Below are 18,132 nucleotides of genomic sequence, written 5' to 3'. Positions count from 1 at the left end.
GGGGCCCGGGCAAGGCCCGGGGTGCCCGGAGGGCATTTATCCCACCCGCCGGAGCACCCGGGAGCGGCCCGCACGCACAGCCTTTTTACTCATTTCTTCCGAACTCGCAGAGCCTGAGGTTGGGGTTGTGCTCCATGGCCCAATCAATACTCCAGCTGTTGGTGAACAGCAGCAGCTTGTTGCCTTTCAGGTCCTCGATACGGCGGGTATCGCTGGTCAGGTCCAGGGTCTTGGGATCGGTCTCCGGGTCGGTGATCCAGCGGATCTGCTCATAGGGCAGGTTCTGCATCCGGATATCCACGTTGTACTCGTTCTTCAGCCGGTACTCCAGCACCTCGAACTGCAGCACGCCTACCACGCCCACGATGACCTCTTCCATACCGCCGCCCAGATCGCGGAAAATCTGGATCGCGCCCTCCTGGGCGATCTGCTCCATGCCTTTCACGAACTGCTTGCGCTTCATGGTGTCCACCTGGGTCACACGGGCGAAATGCTCCGGCGCAAAGGTGGGGATGCCCTCGAACTGCACCGTCTGCTTGCCGGTGCACAGGGTATCGCCGATGGAGAAGATACCCGGATCAAACAGGCCCACGATGTCGCCCGCATAGGCCTCGTCCACGGTGGCCCGGTCCTGGGCCATCAGCTGGGTGGACTGGGCCAGCTTGATCTTCTTGCCGCCCTGCACGTGGGTAACCTCCATGCCGCGCTCGAACTTGCCCGAGCAGATGCGCAGGAAGGCGATGCGGTCCCGGTGGGCCTTGTTCATGTTGGCCTGAATCTTGAAGATGAAACCGGAGAACTCGTCCCGGTAGGGGTCCACCGGGCCGTCCATGGCGTTGCGGGGCAGGGGAGAGGGGCTCAGCCGCAGGAAATCCCGCAGGAAGGGTTCCACGCCGAAGTTGGTCAGCGCCGACCCGAAGAATACCGGGCTCAGAGCGCCCCGCTGTACCGCTTCTTCGTCAAAATCCATGCCCGCGCCGTCCAGCAGTTCCACATCGTCGGCCAGCTGCGCGTGCAGCGGGGCGGTGATCAGCTCGTCCAGCTGCGGGTCGCCCAGGGTGGCTTCGATGGTGTCCACCATCCGCACGCCGTTGGCGCGGCCGTCGCCCTGGAACGCCAGGATATGCTTCGCCGCCCGGTCATACACGCCCTTGAACGCCTTGCCGCAACCGATGGGCCAGTTCATCGGGTAGGTCTGGATGCCCAGCACCGTCTCGATCTCTTCCATCAGCTCAAAGGGGTCCCGGGCTTCCCGGTCCATCTTGTTCACAAAGGTGAAGATGGGAATGTGACGCAGGGTGCAGACCTTGAACAGCTTGATGGTCTGGGCCTCCACGCCCTTGGCCGCGTCGATCACCATGACCGCCGCGTCCGCCGCCATCAGGGTGCGGTAGGTGTCTTCCGAGAAGTCCTGGTGGCCGGGGGTGTCCAGAATGTTCACGCAGCGGCCGTCGTATTCAAACTGTAGCACGCTGCTGGTTACCGAGATACCGCGCTGCTTCTCAATCTCCATCCAGTCGCTCACCGCGTGGCGGGCACTCTGCTTGCCCTTTACGCTGCCGGCCTGCTGGATCGCGCCGCCGTACAGCAGCAGCTTTTCGGTCAGGGTGGTCTTACCGGCGTCCGGGTGGCTGATGATGGCAAAGGTGCGCCGGCGCTGGATTTCTTCGCGCATGGATGGCATGTATTTCCCTCCTGTGTGGTGTAAAAACAGAAAAAAACGCCCGCGGCCTTGCGCCGCGGCGGAAAATAGGGCATAACCTTATATAGTATATACGGTTTTTTGGCTCTGCGCAAGGGTTTGCGCTGGATTGCTGATCTGGGGGAATCAACGATTCCCCCAGACCCCCGGAAATCATGGCCGAAACAATTCGGCCATGGGGAATGGTACAGAATTAAGGCCCACGCAAACCATTTTGGTTCGGCGCGGGCCTTGCTTTTGTTTTATCCCGAGGGCCGAGTATTCGGCCCTCTATTTCCGGGGTCTGGGGAGACGTTGTCTCCCCAGATCAGCCTTTACGTCGCAGCTGCTCCAGATACGCGGCCAGTTCGTCGATGTCCGTGTCCGAGAGGGCGTGGGTCTCGGCCAGGGCGGCCACCAGGTTGCGGGCGCTGCCGCCGAACATCCGGCCCAGCGCCGACCGGCTTTCCACCGGCAGGTATTCCTGCCGGGTCACCGCCGCGGCGTACAGATAGCCCTTGCCCTGCTTTTGGCGGCTCACAAACCCTTTGCTCTCCAGCCGGGCCAGCAGCGCCAGCAGGGTGGTGCTGGTCCAGCTTTTGCGGGCCAGCCGCTGTTCCAGCTGGGGCCGGGTCAGCGGTTCGCCGGCCGCCCACAGCTCCTTCATGATCTCCAGCTCCGCGTCCGGCAGCCGCTTGATGTTGTCGTTATTGCCCATAGTTCTCCCTGTCCTTTTGATTTCGATAGATCCAGTCCCAGGTTTCGCCCCAGTCCTGGCTGTACAGCACTATGTACGGCCGGTCTGTGCCCATATTCCAGGTGCTCAATGCGATGCTGCCCGGGGTATCTGGGTCGGGTATGTCCTCGGGCATGTCCGACACCCCCCGTCCAATCGCGCCGCAGGCGTGGGGCTTGTCCCAGGCCCCGCCCGGCAGGCTGGCCTCCAGCTCGCGCATATCCAGCCGCTGCCAGCTGCGGCCTCCGTCGGTGGTGCGCAGCACATTGAAATGTCCGTCATCGTACCCGTATTCAGGTGCGTGCGCACATAAAAAGCCCACGTTTTCGTTCAGAAAGGCAAAGGGCGTGCAAAGATTAAGCGTCATCGCCGCACCTTCCGCCAGGTCGGTGCCGTCGCCGCTGTACATCCGCTCCCAGCTGGCGCCGCCGTCAAGGGTGCGCAGCAGCAGAAACTCCTTCGAATCCGCATAGGCCCGGCCGTTTTCGTTCCGGTACTCATACTGGCCCCAGCAGGCCAGGAACCCCACTTCCGGGTTCACAAACTGATAGTGTACCGGGCTCACGGTGGACCGGCCTTCACCCAGTTCGGTCCAGCCGCTCACCTCCGCCTGCTCCGCCAGCCAATCGGACAGGTCCAGCGGGGTGGCGGTCCAGTGTTCGCCCCTGTCGGCTGTGTTCCAGAGAGTCAGAACTGACGAGCCCGTTACAGTTTCCGTATTCTCGCCGTAGAGATACTGGGCTATCCCGGCATACTGCCAGCCGGGGCTGGCGTAGCCTGTCCAACGGGCGATTTGCTCCGCCTCGTTCAAGGGCAGGGTATCCGTGATCTTGTCAAAGTGGTTTCCGCCGTTGTGCCCGTAATACACCGATGGCCAGACCGCCTGATCGCCTGCCAGGTCCGGCGTGGGTTCGGGGGTCGGCTCGGGCCGGGCGGTGGGGGGCGGGGTGCTGGCCGGCTGGCTGGCCGCCGGTTCGCCGCAGGCCACCAGCACACCCAGCGCGCAGCCCGCCAGGCAGACGAGCGCCAGCGCCGCCGCGCCCCGGCGTTTCGGGGCCGCGTCCCACAGGCGGGCCAGCCGGGTTTTCATCTCCCGTTTGGAGAACGCAAACCCGCCGGTCAGGGCCGGTACCCGGCCCCGGCCCGCCGCCCGCAGCAGCGCGCCGCCATAGGCCGCCCGGCAGTCTGTGCCCAGCGCCCGCAGGGCCGCCGCGTCGCAGGCGTATTCCATCTCCCGGGCGGCCCGGCGCAGGGTCAGCCGCACCAGCGGATTGTACCAGTGCAGCGCCCGCACCAGGGTGAACAACCCCTTGCGGGTCAGGTCGTGGCGGCGCAGATGGGCCAGTTCATGGGCCAGCACGCAGGATGCGTCTGCGCCGGGCTGTTCCCCCTCCGGCACCAGCAGCACCGGGCGGGAAAAACCGGTCACCAGCGGGCCGTCCACCGGGCCGGCCAGCACCCGCACATGGCGGCCCACCGGCTGGCGGGCCAGCGCTGCGTTCAGGGCGGTTTGCCAACTGTCCGGCGCGGGCAGGCTGCGCCGCAGGGTGTGACGCAGCCAGACCCCGTAACTCAGCCACTGCCAGGCAAGGCTGCCCGCCGCTCCGGTCAGCCAGACCAGCGCCAGCGCGTCCAGCGGGGCGGGCAGGACAGGAGAGGGGCCGGACTGCCCGGCGGCGCTTTGCCCGCCGGGGATGGCGGTTTCCCCGCCGGTCTGGGGCAGGGCCGGGTTTTGCGGCGGGAAAACCGGCTGCGCTTGGGCGGGGGACGCCTCCAGCAGCACGGCGGGCGGGGTCAGCCGCACCGGCGCGGAGGCCGCGGCGGGCAGCGCAAGGCGCAGCGGCAGCACCAGCAGAATGGCCAGCGCCAGCCAGGCCCGGCACAGCCAGGCCGGACCGTACCGCCGCCGCAGAACACGGGCCAGCGCCGCCAGGGCCAGCCCTGCCGCCCCCAGCAGCACTCCTTGCACCAGATAGGTCAGAAACAGAGTGCGCATACCGGTCGCCTCCTTAAATTTGACAAGTGTCGAATGCTTTCCAACTACATTCTACAACTGTCAAAGGAAGAAGTCAATACATTTCCCGGGAAAGGGGCGCTGTATCTGCCGTCATCGAAGTAAACGGCCCGAAACGAAAACCGGGCCGGCACGTGAACAGGATGCGCGCCGGCCCGGTTTTATTTTATATGGTTCGGAACAGGCAAATACGGTTACCGGTCCGTGCGGTTTTTTACAGACAGCACGCCGGCGCAGCAGGATACCGGCTCAAATTCCATTTGAGGAAAGTGCTCTTTCAGTTCGTCCCACACAAAGTAGATCTCGTCGTCATCCCATTCAGCGCCCGCCTGTGCTTTGCAGGCCTCCAGATCCGCGCGGGTTCTAAACGCAACATCTCCTATGTAGATACATCCGTCCTCTTTCAATAAAGGCAGCAGACTGTTCAGAAAACGCACCTTTTGCCGGTCGGAAAGATGATGCAGCGAATAGGTGGCAAGAATTGAATCATACCGGTTTCGGGTCAGTTCGCTCACCAGCCCCTGGGAAAAATCCCCCTGGAATAACGCTGCCTCCGGCATTTTCTTCTGTGCCAGCTCGATCATTTTGCGGGAAAAATCCTGCCCGTAAACAGTGCACCCATTTTCATAAAGTTTGGCGGTAAGGGTTGCCGTACCAAACCCGATGTCCAGTACAGTCTTTCCGGGATGGGTCAGTACACGATTGAAAATGATATTCAGAACCTCTTTATATCCCGCAAACGGATAGGTGCCTTCCTCGTCGGATACCCCCACACTGGCATCGTAATTATCTGCCCATAAATCAAACCCTTGGTTGTTCAGCATTGTTTCCTCCGATTTTTGCATAGTTCCCGGGGCCGGAGTATTCCGGCCCGATTTTTCTGGGGGTCTGGGGGATATGTTATATCCCCCAGATCAGCCCTTACCGCCGGGCCAGCCACTGTTCCCGGGTGAGCCGGTTCACGCGGCTGATCCGCTCCTGCCCCAGCACCTGCACCGGGTGGGCGTGGTGGAACACAAACCCCAGCTTTTCCTGCACCCGGCGGGACTTGTCGTTGCCCTCGTGGTAGCCGCACCAGACCGCCCGCATGTTCAGATCCTCGAACGCATGGCGCAGCAGCTCCGCCGCGGCCTCCGGCATGTAGCCCCGGCCCCAGTAGGGCTTGCCCAGCCAGTAGCCCAGCTCGCACTCGTCCGCCCGGTCGGTCACATCGGTGTTGCCCCGCAGCATCAGCTCCGCCGTGCCGATGGGCTTGTTGGTTTCCTTAATGCACAGAGCATAGCACTCCGGGCCGGACAGAATGCTCCGCAGCACCGCCCGGCTTTCCTCCAGGCTCTGATGGGGCGCCCAGCCGCAGGCCGGGCCCACGTCCGGGTCCCGGGAATAGAAATACAGATCGTTCACATCGGCTTCCTGCCAGGGACGCAGCAGCAGCCGTTCGGTGGTCAATAGCATGGGCTTGTCCTCCTTTTTCTATATAGTCATACAGGCAGGCGGCGCACCAGCACCGGCAGCGGCGCGCCGGGATGGCCCGGATGCGCCGTCACCGAAAACCGCGCCCGGTCCAGCCCGGTCAGCTGCGCCAGCACCGCCTGCTTTTCCTCCTCCTGAGGGCCGTAGCCCGGGCTGTACAGCACCGCCGTCAGCGCGCCGCCCGGCGCCAGCAGTTCCAGCGCCGCCGCCAGCGCCGTCCGGCTGCTGTGGGCCCGGCTCTGTACCCCGTGGTCCGCACCCGGCAGCCAGCCGAAGTTGAACATCACCCCGTCCGCCGGGGCAAAGCCCTCCCGGTCGGCCAGCCGGGCCAGGCCGGCGTGGTCGGCTTGCACCACCCGGTATCGGGCCGGATCGGCATACCCCGCCGCCGTCAGCCGCGCCCGGGTGGCCTGTACCGCCGCCGGCTGGATATCCAGCGCCAGCACCCGGCCCCCCAGCCCGGCCAGGAACACCGTATCGTGGCCGTTGCCGCAGGTGGCGTCGATGCAGACCGGCGCGGGCTTGTCCGCCAGGGCTTCGGCCAGCGCCCGCTGGGCCCACACCACCCCGTCGCTGACCGGGGCGGGGCGCCGCCACAGCCCGTCCGGCTGGGGGGCAAAGCCCAGCCGGCGGAAAAACCCCGCCGCATCGCCCGGCGCCGCCACCGCCGCCGGATGGCCGGGCTGCCGCAGCACCGCCCGCAGCAGGTACCGGCCGTAGCCCTTGCCCTGCCACGGGGGCAGGATGTACAGCCCGGTCAGCACCCCGGCCTCGGCCCGGGCCCCGCCGATGAGCGCACCGTCCTTTTCCAGCGCCCAGACCGCCCGCCCCGGGGCGGAGGCCCAGGCTTCCGGACAGGCCTCGCCGCCCACAGCACGGGCTTCGCCCGCGGCCAGAAGGGCCGATTGTTCCCGGTCCGGCACCAAAAGCTGCATTCTCCGTTGCCCCTTTCGCATAAATGTGGTATCGTATGTGTGTCTATTATACCAGCCATGGCCCCGGTTTCACATCTTTTTCACCCGGAAAGGATGGGTTTTTCACAATTTACGGGTATACTGAGGGCACAGGTTAAGAGAAAAGCCCCCGATTGGGGGCAGCCGATAGAAAGAAAGGAAGATCCGTATGGAAAACAAATGGGAGTATGATTATTCTTCTCTGTATACCTCCGGCGGCGGCACCCCCCCGCAGGAACCCTCTGTACAGCCCGCCTTTACCCCCGCGCCGGATCAGCCCCCGGTGCAGGATATGAAGCCCGCCAAGAAAAAGCGGGGCATTGCCCGGCGCATCCTGACCGGCGCGCTGGCGCTGGTAGTGGCCGCGGGCGTGGGCTTCGGCGGCGGCTGGGCCGGGTACATGACCGCCAGCCAGGTCGCGGGCGCGGACAGCAGCTCCAGCGGCGTGGTGCTGGGCGGCAGCCATTCCACGGTGGAACCCGCCGGTGACAGCGGCGCGTCGGCCCTGAGCAAGGTGGACGTGTCCAGCCTGGTGGAGCCCAGCGTGGTGGTCATCACCACCGAGCAGGTGGTCATGAGCGGCGGCTTCTTCGGCCAGTACGTGGAGAGCGGCGCCGGCAGCGGCGTGGTCATGACCCAGGACGGCTACATCATCACCAACAACCACGTGGTGGAAGGCGCCAGCAGCATCAAGGTGACCCTGTATGACGGCACCGAGTACACCGCCACCCTGGTGGGCGCGGACTCCCAGACCGACATCGCGGTGATCAAGGTGGAGGCCGAGGGCCTGGTGCCCGCGGTGCTGGGCGACAGCGATACCCTGGCCGTGGGCCAGGAAGTGCTGGCTGTGGGCAACCCGCTGGGTACCCTGGGCGGCACCGTGACCAACGGCATCGTCTCGGCGCTGAACCGCAGCATCAACGTGGAAGGCCAGACCATGACCCTGATCCAGCACAGCGCCCAGGTCAGCCCCGGCAACAGCGGCGGCGGCCTGTTCAACATGAACGGCGAGCTGGTGGGCATCGTGAACGCCAAGTCCGGCGACAGTGAGGCCGAGGGCATCGGCTTTGCCATCCCGGTGAACACCGCCAAAGAGGTGGCCCAGGAACTGATCAGCAACGGCTATGTGACCGGCCGGCCCGCCCTGGGCGTGAGCGTCATCAGCGGTGACACCGCCATGCAGTACTTCGGCACCAGCGGCGTGTACATCGTGGAGGTCGTGGAAGGCGGCGGCGCCGCCAATGCGGGCCTGCAGTACGGCGACCGCATCGTCAGCATGGACGGCACCCTGGTGGAGACCACCGACGAACTGACCGACGCGCTGAGCGCCTACTCCGCCGGGGACACGGTGGAACTGCAGGTAGCCCGCAAGGGCCAGCTGTTCACCGTGCAGGTGACCCTGGGCGAGAAGAGCGCCGGCTAAAAAAGCTTGACCTTTCCCCGCGGGGGAGGTATACTGACAACATGAACAAGGACGTTCCTGCCCGAACCGGGCGGGCAACGTCCTTGTTTTTCTTTTAACCAGTTTTGATGATCATTTCGACGGTTTTGCCCGGATGGGCATGGGCAATGTGCACAAAAAATATCGTCAGGGGGGATAAGAAAGATACCCCTTTCCGATGCTGGGCAGAATTGCTATAATGGAATCAACAAAGGCCCCCGTTTTGGGGCATAAAATCCAAAAAGGAGTGGATCAACGCGTGAAAGCAAAGAAAAAGAGCGTGGTCGACCGCATCCCCAATTGGGCATGGCTGTTGATCTCGCTGGCGGTGGCCCTGCTGGTCTGGACCGCCTTGTCCTTCGGCGAAAAGACCGGTCGGTCCTTCTGCCATCCCTGGGAGATACCCGGGCTTTTCGTAACCGTCGCTTTTGAACGCGGCATCCTGCTGAGCGATATCGCCAGCAGCCTGCTCACGGTAGTGGCGGGTTATCTGATCGGTTTTGTCATTGCGCTGCCTCTGGCCATCCTGATGGCCTGGTACCGGCCGGTTCGCTACGTTGTGCAGCCCTGGATCCAGTTCATCCGGAACATCCCGCCCCTGGCCTACGTGCCCCTGATCGTGCTGATGCTGGGCGTCGGCCGGCAGCCCCAGATCACCGTTATTACCATCTCCACCACCCTGATCATGAGCATCACCATCTACCAGGGCGTGGTCAACATCGACGAGACCCTCATCAAGGCCGCCCGGGTGCTGGGCGCCAAGGATAAGGACGTGTTCATCCGGGTCATCGCCCCGGCCAGCCTGCCCTTCATCCTCACCGCCGCCCGTCTGGGCGCCTCCACCGCCCTGACCACCCTGATCGCCGCCGAATCCGTGGGCAGCGGCCTGGGCCTGGGCATGCGCATCCGGGCTTTCAACTCCAACTATGAGCCCGGCCCCATGCTGCTGTACATCATCATCATCGGCATCATCGGCCTCATCATCGAGAAACTCATCAAATTTGTGGAAAGGAAGCTGACAGGATGGCAGGAGAAGCGAGAGATCTGAAGACCGATACCCGCCCGGTGAAGGTCAAGATCGAGAACGTTGTCAAGAAGTTTGACGGCCGCAACGGCGAGATGATCGCTTTGAACGGCGTCAGCCTGGATATTCACGAGAACGAGTTCATCACGGTGGTGGGCCCCTCCGGCTGCGGCAAGTCCACCCTGCTCAACATCATCGCGGGCCTGCTGCCCGCCACCAGCGGCCGGGTGCTGTGCAACGGGCATGAGGTTACCGGCGTGGGCACCGAGCGCGGCGTTGTGTTCCAGCAGTACGCGCTGTTCCCCTGGCTGACCGTGCAGAAGAACGTGGAATTTGCCCTGAATATGCGGGGCATCAAGGGCAAGCAGGCCCAGGAAGAGGCCATGCAGTACCTGGAGATGGTGGAGCTGGGCAAGTTCGCCAACCACTATCCCAAGGAGCTGTCCGGCGGCATGAAACAGCGCGTGGCCATCGCCCGCGCCTACGCCGCCGACCCGGAGGTGCTGCTGATGGACGAACCCTTCGGCGCGCTGGACGCCCAGACACGTACCCAGCTGCAGACCGAGCTGCTGGAGACCTGGGAGAAAAAACAGAAAACCTGCTTCTTCATCACCCACGACGTGGACGAAGCCATCGTGCTGGGCCAGCGCTGCATTATCATGAGCGCCCGCCCCGGCCGCATCAAGGATATCGTGGACATCGACATCCCGTATCCCCGCGACCAGGAGACCAAGCTCAGCCCCCGGTTCATGGAACTGAAGAACCACATCTGGGGCGAAGTTTACAAGGAGTACCTGGAGGTGCGCAAGTAAGCGCATACCCGCAACCGAACCTGACGGCGCGGCGCGCCGTGCAGATACGAGAGTGAAATCAACAACACATTAAAAGGAGGAAACCAACCATGAAAAAGATCCTTGCTCTGGTGCTGGTTCTGGCCCTGGCGCTGACCCTGGCTGCCTGCGGCGGCAATGGCGCTTCCAGCAGCACCCCCGCGGCCGGCGGCTCTTCCGCGGCCGGCAGCAGCACCCCCGCTTCCGAGCCCGCCGGTGAGATGGATGTGGTGAATGTGGCCTACATGGCCAACTACGCCAGCCTGGTCGAGGTCTGCACCGCCATGGAGAAGGGCTACTTCGCCGACGAGAACATCGAGGTCAAGCTGACCGCCTTCCAGGACGGCCCCACCATCATCGCCGCCATGGAGTCCGGCTCCATCGACATCGGCTACATCGGCTCCGGCGCCCACAAGCTGGCCATCAACGGCCAGTGCAAGATCTTCTGCTTCGCCCATGTGGGCAACGGCGACGCCGTGATGGGCCTGAAGAGCAAGGGCGTGGAGACCGCCGCCGATCTGAAGGGCAAGACCATCGGCTACGCCCCCGGCACCTCCTCCGAGACCATCCTGAAGCAGGTGCTGGCGGACGCCGGCCTGTCTGAGAGCGACGTGAACCTGATGAGCATGGACGCCGACGGCATCGTGACCGCCATGATCGGCGACAGCCTGGACGCGGCCGCCCTGTGGAGCCCCTCCACCCTGAAGGTGGAAGAGGAGCTGGGCGGCGACGTGGTCACCCTGGCCGACAACCTGACCTACGCCGACCAGGCCGCCTCCATCAGCAGCTGGATCGTGATGCCCAGCTACGCCGAGGCCAACCATGACCTGCTGGTGCGGTTCACCCGCGCCCTCTACAAGGCCAAGGACTACCGCGCCGACATGAGCAACGCCGACGAGATCAGCGGCTACATCGCCACCCTGACCGGCCTGGATAAGGACACCGTCTACGCCCAGCGCGGCGACGCCGAGTGGCTGACCAGCGAGGAGATGCTGGCCCAGATCGAGGACGGCACCCTGGCCGCCATGTACCAGACCCAGCAGAACGGCTTCATCGCCACCGGCGACGTGGCGGCGGAAGTGCCCCTGGAGGACTACATCCTGTGGGATGTGATGGAGGAGGCTGGCGCCTGATCGGCCCGTCCCTCAACAAAAAACGGATCCCTTGTTGATCCGCCCCGGGCGGGGGGCGGAAAGGCCCCCCGCCCGTTTTTTTCGGCCCTATGGTTTGCCGGAGCAAAGTGTGTTACAATAGAGAAAATGCGCTGGAAAAGAAAGGAGGCCGCCCCCATGCCCCTGCTCCTGGTCACCCTGCTGTTCCTCGCCTCGGTGGTGCTGCTGGTGGTGCGCCGCGGCCGGGAGGAGCTGCTGGTCTGCGCCATGTTCGGCAGCCTGGTGATCTACTGGCTGGGCATCCTGATGTTCATCGCCAAGCGGGGCGGCACCGGCGGCGTGCTGGAGGCGCTGCTCTTCGTCTGCGCCCCCCTCAAGAACGCGCTGCGGGGGGCCAGCCTCACCCTGGAGGCCCAGGGCTTCATCGTGGCGGTGGGCCGGTATCTCTTCCCGCCGCTGCTGCTCACCCTGGCGGTGCGCAACTCCATGAACCCGGGCATGGGCCCGGTGCGGGGCCGGGTGCTGGCCCTCTGGCCGCTGCCCCTGCTCACCCTGATCATCTACGAGCCCGCTGTCTTTTACGCCCTGGCCGGCGGCCGGCCGGAGGTGCAGTGGTTCCTGGTAAATTTCAGCCGCATCTGGGTGCTGTGTTATGTGGCCGCGGCGGTGGCGCTGCTGCTGTATGAAGCGTTCAGCATCACCATGCGCATCTGCCGCCAGCAGTATATTCCCCAGTGCGCCATGCTGGTGAGCATGGCTGTGCTCTATGCCCTCTACTGCCCCCAGGACCCCGCCCAGATCTACCTGTTCTACCGGAGCGACTATATGTGGTATCTGGGGCTGTGGTACCTGCAGCCCCGGCTCTCGCCGCTGCTCTATTCGCTGGTGTTCGCCGCCAGCGCCGTCTCCGGTGCGGTGGGGCTGTGGACCATGTTCCGTTACGCCCAGCTGCGCATCTCGGAAAATATGGACGAGGTCAGCCTGCGCCGCCGGTTCGACGCGGCCAGCATGGGGGCCAGCGTCTTCGCCCACAGCATCAAGAACCAGCTGCTGGCCAACCGGGTGGTGTTCAAGCGGCTGGACGCCGCCCTGGCCCAGCCCCAGCCGGATATGGCCAAGGTGCAGGGCTATGTGGACGCACTGAAAGAAACCAACGAAAATCTGCTGATCCGGGTAGGAGAGCTGTACCAGAGCGTCAAGAGCAGCACCATCACCCTGGTGCCGGTGACCCTGGGCGAACTGGCCGCCGACGCGGTGGACCGGATGCACCGCAAACACCCGGACGCGGCGGTGGAGATCACGGTGGACGAGGGCTGCCGGGTGCTGGCCGACCGCTCCCATCTGGCGGCGGCGCTGAGCAACCTGCTGTCCAACGGGTGGGAGGCCACCCTGGCCGCCGGCCGCACCGACCCGGTGCAGCTGATCAGCCACACCGAACGGCTGAACATCGTGCTGGAGGTGCGGGACGCGGGCTGCGGCATCTCCCGCGCCGAGACAAAGCGAATCTTCGAGCCCTTTTATTCCAGCAAGAACTCCAACTACAACTGGGGCATGGGGCTGTATTATGTGCGCTCCATCGTGCGCAGCCATCTGGGCAGCGTGCGGGTGGAGAGCGAGCGGGGCAAGGGTACCCGGTTCTTTGTGATCCTGCCCCGGTTTGAGCACGGCAAACGAAAGGAGAAACGCCCATGAGCATCCGAATCCTGGTAGCCGATGACTTTGAACTGCTGCGGGAGGACATGTGCGAGGTTCTCAGCCTGCAGCCGGATTTTCAGGTGGTGGGCAGCGCCGGCAGCGGCGCCGAGGCGGTGGAGCTGGCCGCCCGGGTGCCCTACGACATCCTGCTCATGGACATTGAGATGGAACAGGTGAACGCCGGCATCCTGGCCGCCGAAAAGATACGGGACGCCGACCCGGACGCGAAGATCATCTTCCTCACCGCCCACGAGACCGAAAACATGATCACCGTGGCCATGGCCACCGGCGCGGTGGACTATGTGGTCAAGGGCGGCAAGGACGAGGATCTGTTCCGCCATATCCGGCTGGCCTACGAGGGCCGCCCCATGCTGGACCCGGATATCCAGGGCATCGTGATGAAGGAGTACAGCCGCCTGCGCCGCAGCGAATCCAACCTGTTGTTCTTCATCAACAACATTTCCCGGCTGACCCCCACCGAGCGGGAGCTGGTGCGGTGCCTGTTACAGGATATGTCGGTCAAGGATATCGCCGCCCAGCGCTGTGTGGAGCCGGGCACCGTCAAGGCCCAGATCAAGAGCCTGCGGGCCAAGTTCGGCTGTTCCCGCACCCACGAGATCGTGGATATGATCCGGGGACTGAACATCAGCCACCTGTTCTGAATTTCCGTCTAGGAGGTACGCATCATGCCCGACAAAACCGATTGGGAAGCGCTGATGGACGGGGCCTTTGGCCGCCGCAGCCGTCCCACCGCTGAAACCAGCGCCCGCCGCGACGCCGAACAGGCCCGGCGGGAACTGGAAGAGCTGATGGCCCGGCAGCCCGCCGCCCCCGCCGCGCTGCAGAAAAACGCCGCCCGGCTGGCCGACGCGGCCGCCGACCAGGCCGAGCAGATCCGCCGCCTGGGCGGGGAGATGACCGAGAACCTGCGCCGGGACGGTCTGCTGCCCCAGGAAAAGCCCGCCCCCGCCGCCCCGGACACCGCCTTTGCCGGGCTGGCCGAGCAGCTGGAACAGACAGTGATCGGCCAGCCGGATTTTGTGCGGGCGCTGGTGCGGGCGTTCCGCCGTCCCTTTGTGCTGGGCTACGCCCCCGGCGGGGCCCGCAACACCATCCTGATCTGGGGCGGGGAGGGCACCGGGCGGCATTTTGCCCTGCAAACGCTGGCCGGTCTGCTGGCGGAAAAAGGGGTGCTGGACAGTGCCAACCTGGCCACGATGGACCTGGCCCGCTATCCCGGCCCCGGGCAGGAAAAGCTGTTTTTGCAGGATCTGTACGCGGCCCTCACCGCGCCGGGGCAGATTCTGGTTTTTGACCATTACGAGGAGTGCCACCCGGGTTTTCTGAACCTGCTGGCGGGCCTGGTGCAGGAGGGCAAAGCCCCGCTGGCCAGCCGCTATGTGGTGCAGAAAGGCATGCTGGTGGACGCGGGCACCGCCCTGGTGCCGGGGGCGGTGGGGGAGCTCACCGCCCGGGACAAGTATCTGGTATTTTTCAGCCATAAAGGCCCGGACGCGATGGCCGAGCGGTTTGGCGGGCCCTTTGCCGCCGCCCTGGGGGACGTGTGCGCCACCGCGCCCTTTACCCCGGAGAGCCTGCGGGTGCTGGCGGCGGGCCAGCTGAACCGGACGGTGCGCCGGGCAAAAGAGCGGCTGGGGGTGACCCTGATCATGACCGAAGAGGTGCGGGACCTGGCGGCCGGTATGGCCGACGTGGCCCGGGGCGCGGAACCGATCGTGGCTTTCTGCGACCGGGTGTACAAGGCGGTGGGCCAGTACCTGCTGGAGCGGGAGCCTCAGCCCGGGCTGACGGTGGCGCTGTCGGTGCAGGAGGGGCAGCTGCTGGCGGCCTTTGGCGCCGACGAGGCCCGGCCCCTGCTGGCCGAGGTGGACGAATCCGCCGGGGCGCTGGCCCGGGTGGAGGCGGAATTGGATAAAATCGTGGGTCTGGAGGAGGTCAAGACCTATGTGCGGGGGCTGGCCGACCATGTGCGGGTGCAGCGCCGCCGCAAGGCCCAGGGCCTGCCCGCGGGCAGCCTGACCATGCACATGATCTTTACCGGCAACCCGGGCACCGGCAAAACCACCATTGCCCGGCTGATAAGCCAGTATCTGAAAGCGGTGGGCGCGCTGCGGGGCGGCCAGCTGGTGGAGGTGAGCCGGGCCGATCTGGTGGGCCGGTACGTGGGCCACACCGCCCCCCTGACCGAGCAGGTGATCCGCAGCGCCCTGGGCGGCGTGCTGTTTATTGACGAGGCCTACAGCCTGTACCGGGGTAAGGAGGACAGCTTCGGCCTGGAGGCCATCGACACGCTGGTCAAGGGCATGGAAGATCACCGGGACGAGCTGGTGGTGGTGCTGGCGGGCTACAGCCGGGAGATGGCCCAGTTCCTGACCGCCAACTCCGGTCTGGCCAGCCGGTTTGCCCAGACCATCGAGTTCCCGGATTACACCGCCGAGGAACTGCTGAAAATTACGGAGTTGCAGGCCGCCGGCCGGGGTTACGTGCTGGACGAGGGCTGCAAGGCCCCGCTGCTGGCCTATTATGCCCGCCGCCAGGCCGAGAACGCGGCCAAGGCGGGCAACGGGCGCATGGCCCGCAATACCCTGGAGCAGGCCATCCTGAACCAGAGCCGCCGCCTGGTGGCCGACCCGGACGCGCCGCTGGACCGGCTGCTGATCGGGGATTTTGAGCTGGAGGAATAAGAGGCCGATATGGGGGGAATCCATGATTCCCCCCCATTCCCCCCCAAAATCAGCGGGCCGGAACAATCCGGCCCGTACATGGGAACTATATAAGGAGGCGCGGCGGATGGCAAAACTGGAACAGACCTTGAACGGGGATTTTGACGAGATTCTGAAAAAGATCGAAAGCGGTGTGCTGAACGGCAGCATGTCCGCCTCGCTGGAGGATTCCAGCGATTTTACCGGCGCCGGGGCCCGATGCAGCGTGCGGGTGTTCGAGCGGTACAGCTACGCGGGCGGCAACCGGGTCAGCATGAACGTGACCCTGTTCCAGGCGGGGGACGGGCCGGTGCAGCTGTCGGCCATCACCGCCGGGGGCAGCCAGGCTGTGTTCTTCAAGATCAACACCTGGGGCGAGGAAAGTTTTCTGGATACGCTGCGGGCGCTGCTGTGAATCCGGCAGGACACAAAAACAAAAGCCGAAGGGGAAATCCCTTCGGCTTTGTTTGTTTCAGTTCACGTAAGCGCTCAGGCCTGGGCCTTGTTGGCGCGCTTGGCCATGCGGCTGATCTTGCGGGCCGCGGTGTTCTTGCGCAGCACACCCTTGCTCTTGGCCTTGTCGATCGCGGAAACCGCGGCGCGGATCGCGGCGTCACGGTTCTCGGCGCCGGCCTCGATGGCAGCGTTTGCCTGCTTGGTGACTGTTTTCAGGTTAGACTTAATCGCCTTGTTGTGCAGGGCTTCCTTCTTCGCCTGGACGACCCGGTCCTTCTGCGATTTAATGTTAGGCATTCGTACCACCTCCTTATTCCCCATAACAGTGCATCTTATAATACCACAACGGGCGGGATTCCGCAAGGGTTTTTCCGAAATTTCCGCGAAAAATTTCCACGAAAATGCCGGCAGAGAGCCGAGTTTTCCACAAAGCGTTGGTGAATTGTTGAAAACTTGACCGAGCGAGGAAATATTTTCCGGAAATGGGAATGAAACCGTCCGGCCCGGCCCAGACTGAAAGGCAGGAAAGGCAGGGGAATCACATGGCAATCTATACGGATATTGCGCCGGAGATCTATCCGCCGGGCCGGGGCCGGGTGCCGGAGGGGGTGCGGTGCACGGTGCATCAGGCGGGGGCGTGCCGCATCACCCGGGTGCGGATCGAGCGGGACGGGCTGGCGCGGCCCGCGGGCCATTATGTAACGGTGGAGACGCCCCGCACGGCGGCGCTGGATGATCAGGACGAAAAGCTGACGGCGCTGCTGGCGCGGGAGGTGGCGGAAATGCTGCCGCCGGGGCCGGTGCTGGTGGTGGGGGTCGGGAACCGGCGGGTGACGGCGGACGCGCTGGGGCCCCGGGTGGCGGGGCAGGTACTGGTGACCCGGGGGCTGGAAACGGTGGCCGCGCCGCTGGGGCTGCGCACGGTGGCCAGCATCGCGCCGGGGCCGGGCGGGGTCACGGGGCTGGCGCTGGCGGGCATCGTGGCGGCGCTGGTGAAGGAGATGGACGCGGCGGCGGTACTGGCGGTGGACAGCCTGGCCTGTGCCGGGCCGGAGCGGCTGGGGCGCAGTGTGCAGCTGGCCGACGCGGGCCTGCGGCCCGCCGGGGATACCGCCCGAAGCCTGACCCGGGACACGGTAGGGGTGCCGGTGGTGGCGCTGGGGATCCCCACCATGATGGACGCGGGGGCGGTGTGTTCCGTGCCCGGCCTGGTGGTCACGCCCCGGGATCTGGACGGCCTGGTGCGCCGGGGCTCCCACCTGCTGGCCCGCGCCGTCAACCGCGCGCTCCAGCCCCGCCTGACCCCCGCCGAACTGGGCCGTCTGGTGAGCTGATAAAAGCCAATATGGGGGGATAGAACCTATCCCCCCATACCCCCCGGAAATCGGGGCCAGAATACTCTGGCCCCAGGGATTTTATATAAAAACAAAGCCCGCGCGGACGGAAATAGTCCGGCGCGGACCATATTTATTTTTATCCCTATGGCCGGAGTATTCCGGCCATGTTTTCCGGGGTCTGGGGGCCGGGTCTGCGAAGCAGCCAAAGCCCCGGTGGGGCTTTGGACCGGCAGGGCGGTCGGCGCAGCCGGGCGGGCGCATTCTTGTTGCGCCCGCAGCCCTCGTTGTCCCCCCAGATTGGCAAACAGGCATAGACCCGCCCCGGGCTGCATACCTTGAAAGTATGCGCTGGGAAAGGAGGCGGGCGAATGGGCCGATGGGGTGTACGATTGGCGGCGGCGGGGCTTATGGCGGTCACCGCCTGGTGCGGCGTCACGGTGGACGCGCTGCCCCGTCTGGCGGGCTGGGCGGTGGCGCTGGGCAGCTGGGGCCGCAACCCCGCCGCCGCCATGGCCGCCGTGCAGCAGCTGGCCGAGGAAAGCGCGGCGTCTGTAGAATCGTCCGCGCCGGAATCCTCCCCCTCGCCGGAACCCCAGCCCTCCGCCGCGCCCACGCCGGAGGCTTCGCCGCCCCGGCCCCCAGCCCCCGGAAAACATG

At 65.1% G+C, this 18,132-nt stretch carries 16 protein-coding genes and 1 pseudogene; 10 read left to right on the top strand and 7 right to left on the bottom strand.

Annotated features, from left to right (window positions below):
• Nucleotides 1-85: 85 nt before the first annotated feature.
• The 6 genes from B5E65_RS15500 to B5E65_RS15475 form a co-directional block, all read right to left on the bottom strand.
• Entirely contained in the window at nt 86-1,684 is a 1,599-nt protein-coding gene (locus tag B5E65_RS15500; RefSeq protein WP_087172667.1) for a peptide chain release factor 3, read from the bottom strand.
• A 325-nt stretch (nt 1,685-2,009) separates the two neighbouring features.
• The gene (locus tag B5E65_RS15495) at nt 2,010-2,399 is read right to left on the bottom strand and encodes a BlaI/MecI/CopY family transcriptional regulator (protein ID WP_087172666.1); all 390 of its coding nucleotides are present in this window, start codon (nt 2,397-2,399) and stop codon (nt 2,010-2,012) included.
• Nucleotides 2,389-4,413 carry a M56 family metallopeptidase gene (locus B5E65_RS16760; RefSeq protein ID WP_087172665.1) on the bottom strand — a complete coding sequence of 675 codons (2,025 nt, stop codon included), beginning with the start codon at nt 4,411-4,413 and terminating at the stop codon, nt 2,389-2,391. The genes B5E65_RS15495 and B5E65_RS16760 overlap by 11 nt, the downstream gene beginning before the upstream one ends.
• Before the next feature lie 212 nt (nt 4,414-4,625).
• On the bottom strand, nt 4,626-5,255 hold the full coding sequence (locus B5E65_RS15485; RefSeq protein WP_087172664.1) for a class I SAM-dependent methyltransferase: 630 nt from the start codon (nt 5,253-5,255) through the stop codon (nt 4,626-4,628).
• A gap of 97 nt (nt 5,256-5,352) precedes the next feature.
• The gene (locus B5E65_RS15480) at nt 5,353-5,886 is read right to left on the bottom strand and encodes a GNAT family N-acetyltransferase (protein WP_087172663.1); all 534 of its coding nucleotides are present in this window, start codon (nt 5,884-5,886) and stop codon (nt 5,353-5,355) included.
• Between the two features lie 26 nt (nt 5,887-5,912).
• Nucleotides 5,913-6,839 (bottom strand): bifunctional GNAT family N-acetyltransferase/class I SAM-dependent methyltransferase, encoded by a 927-nt coding sequence (locus B5E65_RS15475; RefSeq protein WP_158098615.1) that lies wholly within the window; start codon nt 6,837-6,839, stop codon nt 5,913-5,915.
• Nucleotides 6,840-7,026: 187 nt separating this feature from the next.
• On the opposite strand from B5E65_RS15475, the gene B5E65_RS15470 reads away from it, so the two are divergent.
• The 8 genes from B5E65_RS15470 (at nt 7,027) to B5E65_RS15435 (ending at nt 16,097) form a co-directional block, all read left to right on the top strand.
• The gene (locus tag B5E65_RS15470) at nt 7,027-8,280 is read left to right on the top strand and encodes a S1C family serine protease (protein ID WP_087172661.1); all 1,254 of its coding nucleotides are present in this window, start codon (nt 7,027-7,029) and stop codon (nt 8,278-8,280) included.
• A 277-nt stretch (nt 8,281-8,557) separates the two neighbouring features.
• The gene (locus tag B5E65_RS15465) at nt 8,558-9,346 is read left to right on the top strand and encodes an ABC transporter permease (RefSeq protein ID WP_242957590.1); all 789 of its coding nucleotides are present in this window, start codon (nt 8,558-8,560) and stop codon (nt 9,344-9,346) included.
• Nucleotides 9,322-10,134, top strand: coding sequence for an ABC transporter ATP-binding protein (locus B5E65_RS15460; protein WP_087172659.1), 813 nt, complete (start codon nt 9,322-9,324; stop codon nt 10,132-10,134). Before B5E65_RS15465 ends, B5E65_RS15460 begins: the two co-directional genes overlap by 25 nt.
• 89 nt (nt 10,135-10,223) lie before the next feature.
• Entirely contained in the window at nt 10,224-11,285 is a 1,062-nt protein-coding gene (locus B5E65_RS15455; RefSeq protein ID WP_087172658.1) for an ABC transporter substrate-binding protein, read from the top strand.
• A 681-nt stretch (nt 11,286-11,966) separates the two neighbouring features.
• Nucleotides 11,967-12,956, top strand: coding sequence for a sensor histidine kinase (locus B5E65_RS15450; protein WP_481810364.1), 990 nt, complete (start codon nt 11,967-11,969; stop codon nt 12,954-12,956).
• On the top strand, nt 12,953-13,621 hold the full coding sequence (locus B5E65_RS15445) for a response regulator transcription factor (protein ID WP_087172656.1): 669 nt from the start codon (nt 12,953-12,955) through the stop codon (nt 13,619-13,621). The genes B5E65_RS15450 and B5E65_RS15445 overlap by 4 nt, the downstream gene beginning before the upstream one ends.
• 24 nt (nt 13,622-13,645) lie before the next feature.
• Complete coding sequence (locus B5E65_RS15440) at nt 13,646-15,664, top strand: AAA family ATPase (RefSeq protein ID WP_087172655.1); 2,019 nt, start codon at nt 13,646-13,648, stop codon at nt 15,662-15,664.
• Nucleotides 15,665-15,770: 106 nt separating this feature from the next.
• Nucleotides 15,771-16,097 (top strand): DUF6054 family protein, encoded by a 327-nt coding sequence (locus B5E65_RS15435; protein ID WP_087172654.1) that lies wholly within the window; start codon nt 15,771-15,773, stop codon nt 16,095-16,097.
• A gap of 74 nt (nt 16,098-16,171) precedes the next feature.
• Here B5E65_RS15435 and rpsT read toward each other — a convergent pair whose 3' ends face one another.
• Nucleotides 16,172-16,435: a 30S ribosomal protein S20 gene (rpsT, locus tag B5E65_RS15430; protein ID WP_087172653.1), complete on the bottom strand. Its 264-nt coding sequence runs from the start codon at nt 16,433-16,435 to the stop codon at nt 16,172-16,174.
• A 245-nt stretch (nt 16,436-16,680) separates the two neighbouring features.
• Between rpsT and gpr the strand changes: the two genes are divergently transcribed.
• Complete coding sequence (gene gpr / locus B5E65_RS15425) at nt 16,681-17,472, top strand: GPR endopeptidase (protein WP_087172652.1); 792 nt, start codon at nt 16,681-16,683, stop codon at nt 17,470-17,472.
• A gap of 371 nt (nt 17,473-17,843) precedes the next feature.
• A pseudogene (locus B5E65_RS15420) lies at nt 17,844-18,132 on the top strand (hypothetical protein); the annotation flags it as partial.

Source organism: Gemmiger sp. An120, assembly GCF_002160955.1.
Lineage (GTDB): Bacteria > Bacillota > Clostridia > Oscillospirales > Ruminococcaceae > Gemmiger_A > Gemmiger_A avium.
The sequence above is the reverse complement of the archived record's forward strand: the minus strand, read 5'-3'. Positions and strand labels throughout refer to the sequence as shown.

Coding starts and splice junctions, on each gene's coding strand:
- B5E65_RS15480 (WP_087172663.1), bottom strand. CDS start 5,886: ATGCTATTGACCACCGAACGGCTGCTGCTGCGTCCCTGGCAGGAAGCC.
- B5E65_RS15445 (WP_087172656.1), top strand. CDS start 12,953: ATGAGCATCCGAATCCTGGTAGCCGATGACTTTGAACTGCTGCGGGAG.
- B5E65_RS15475 (WP_158098615.1), bottom strand. CDS start 6,839: ATGCAGCTTTTGGTGCCGGACCGGGAACAATCGGCCCTTCTGGCCGCG.
- B5E65_RS15470 (WP_087172661.1), top strand. CDS start 7,027: ATGGAAAACAAATGGGAGTATGATTATTCTTCTCTGTATACCTCCGGC.
- B5E65_RS15455 (WP_087172658.1), top strand. CDS start 10,224: ATGAAAAAGATCCTTGCTCTGGTGCTGGTTCTGGCCCTGGCGCTGACC.
- B5E65_RS15485 (WP_087172664.1), bottom strand. CDS start 5,255: ATGCTGAACAACCAAGGGTTTGATTTATGGGCAGATAATTACGATGCC.
- B5E65_RS15450 (WP_481810364.1), top strand. CDS start 11,967: ATGCGCATCTGCCGCCAGCAGTATATTCCCCAGTGCGCCATGCTGGTG.
- B5E65_RS15435 (WP_087172654.1), top strand. CDS start 15,771: ATGGCAAAACTGGAACAGACCTTGAACGGGGATTTTGACGAGATTCTG.
- B5E65_RS16760 (WP_087172665.1), bottom strand. CDS start 4,413: ATGCGCACTCTGTTTCTGACCTATCTGGTGCAAGGAGTGCTGCTGGGG.
- rpsT (WP_087172653.1), bottom strand. CDS start 16,435: ATGCCTAACATTAAATCGCAGAAGGACCGGGTCGTCCAGGCGAAGAAG.
- gpr (WP_087172652.1), top strand. CDS start 16,681: ATGGCAATCTATACGGATATTGCGCCGGAGATCTATCCGCCGGGCCGG.
- B5E65_RS15440 (WP_087172655.1), top strand. CDS start 13,646: ATGCCCGACAAAACCGATTGGGAAGCGCTGATGGACGGGGCCTTTGGC.
- B5E65_RS15460 (WP_087172659.1), top strand. CDS start 9,322: ATGGCAGGAGAAGCGAGAGATCTGAAGACCGATACCCGCCCGGTGAAG.
- B5E65_RS15495 (WP_087172666.1), bottom strand. CDS start 2,399: ATGGGCAATAACGACAACATCAAGCGGCTGCCGGACGCGGAGCTGGAG.
- B5E65_RS15500 (WP_087172667.1), bottom strand. CDS start 1,684: ATGCCATCCATGCGCGAAGAAATCCAGCGCCGGCGCACCTTTGCCATC.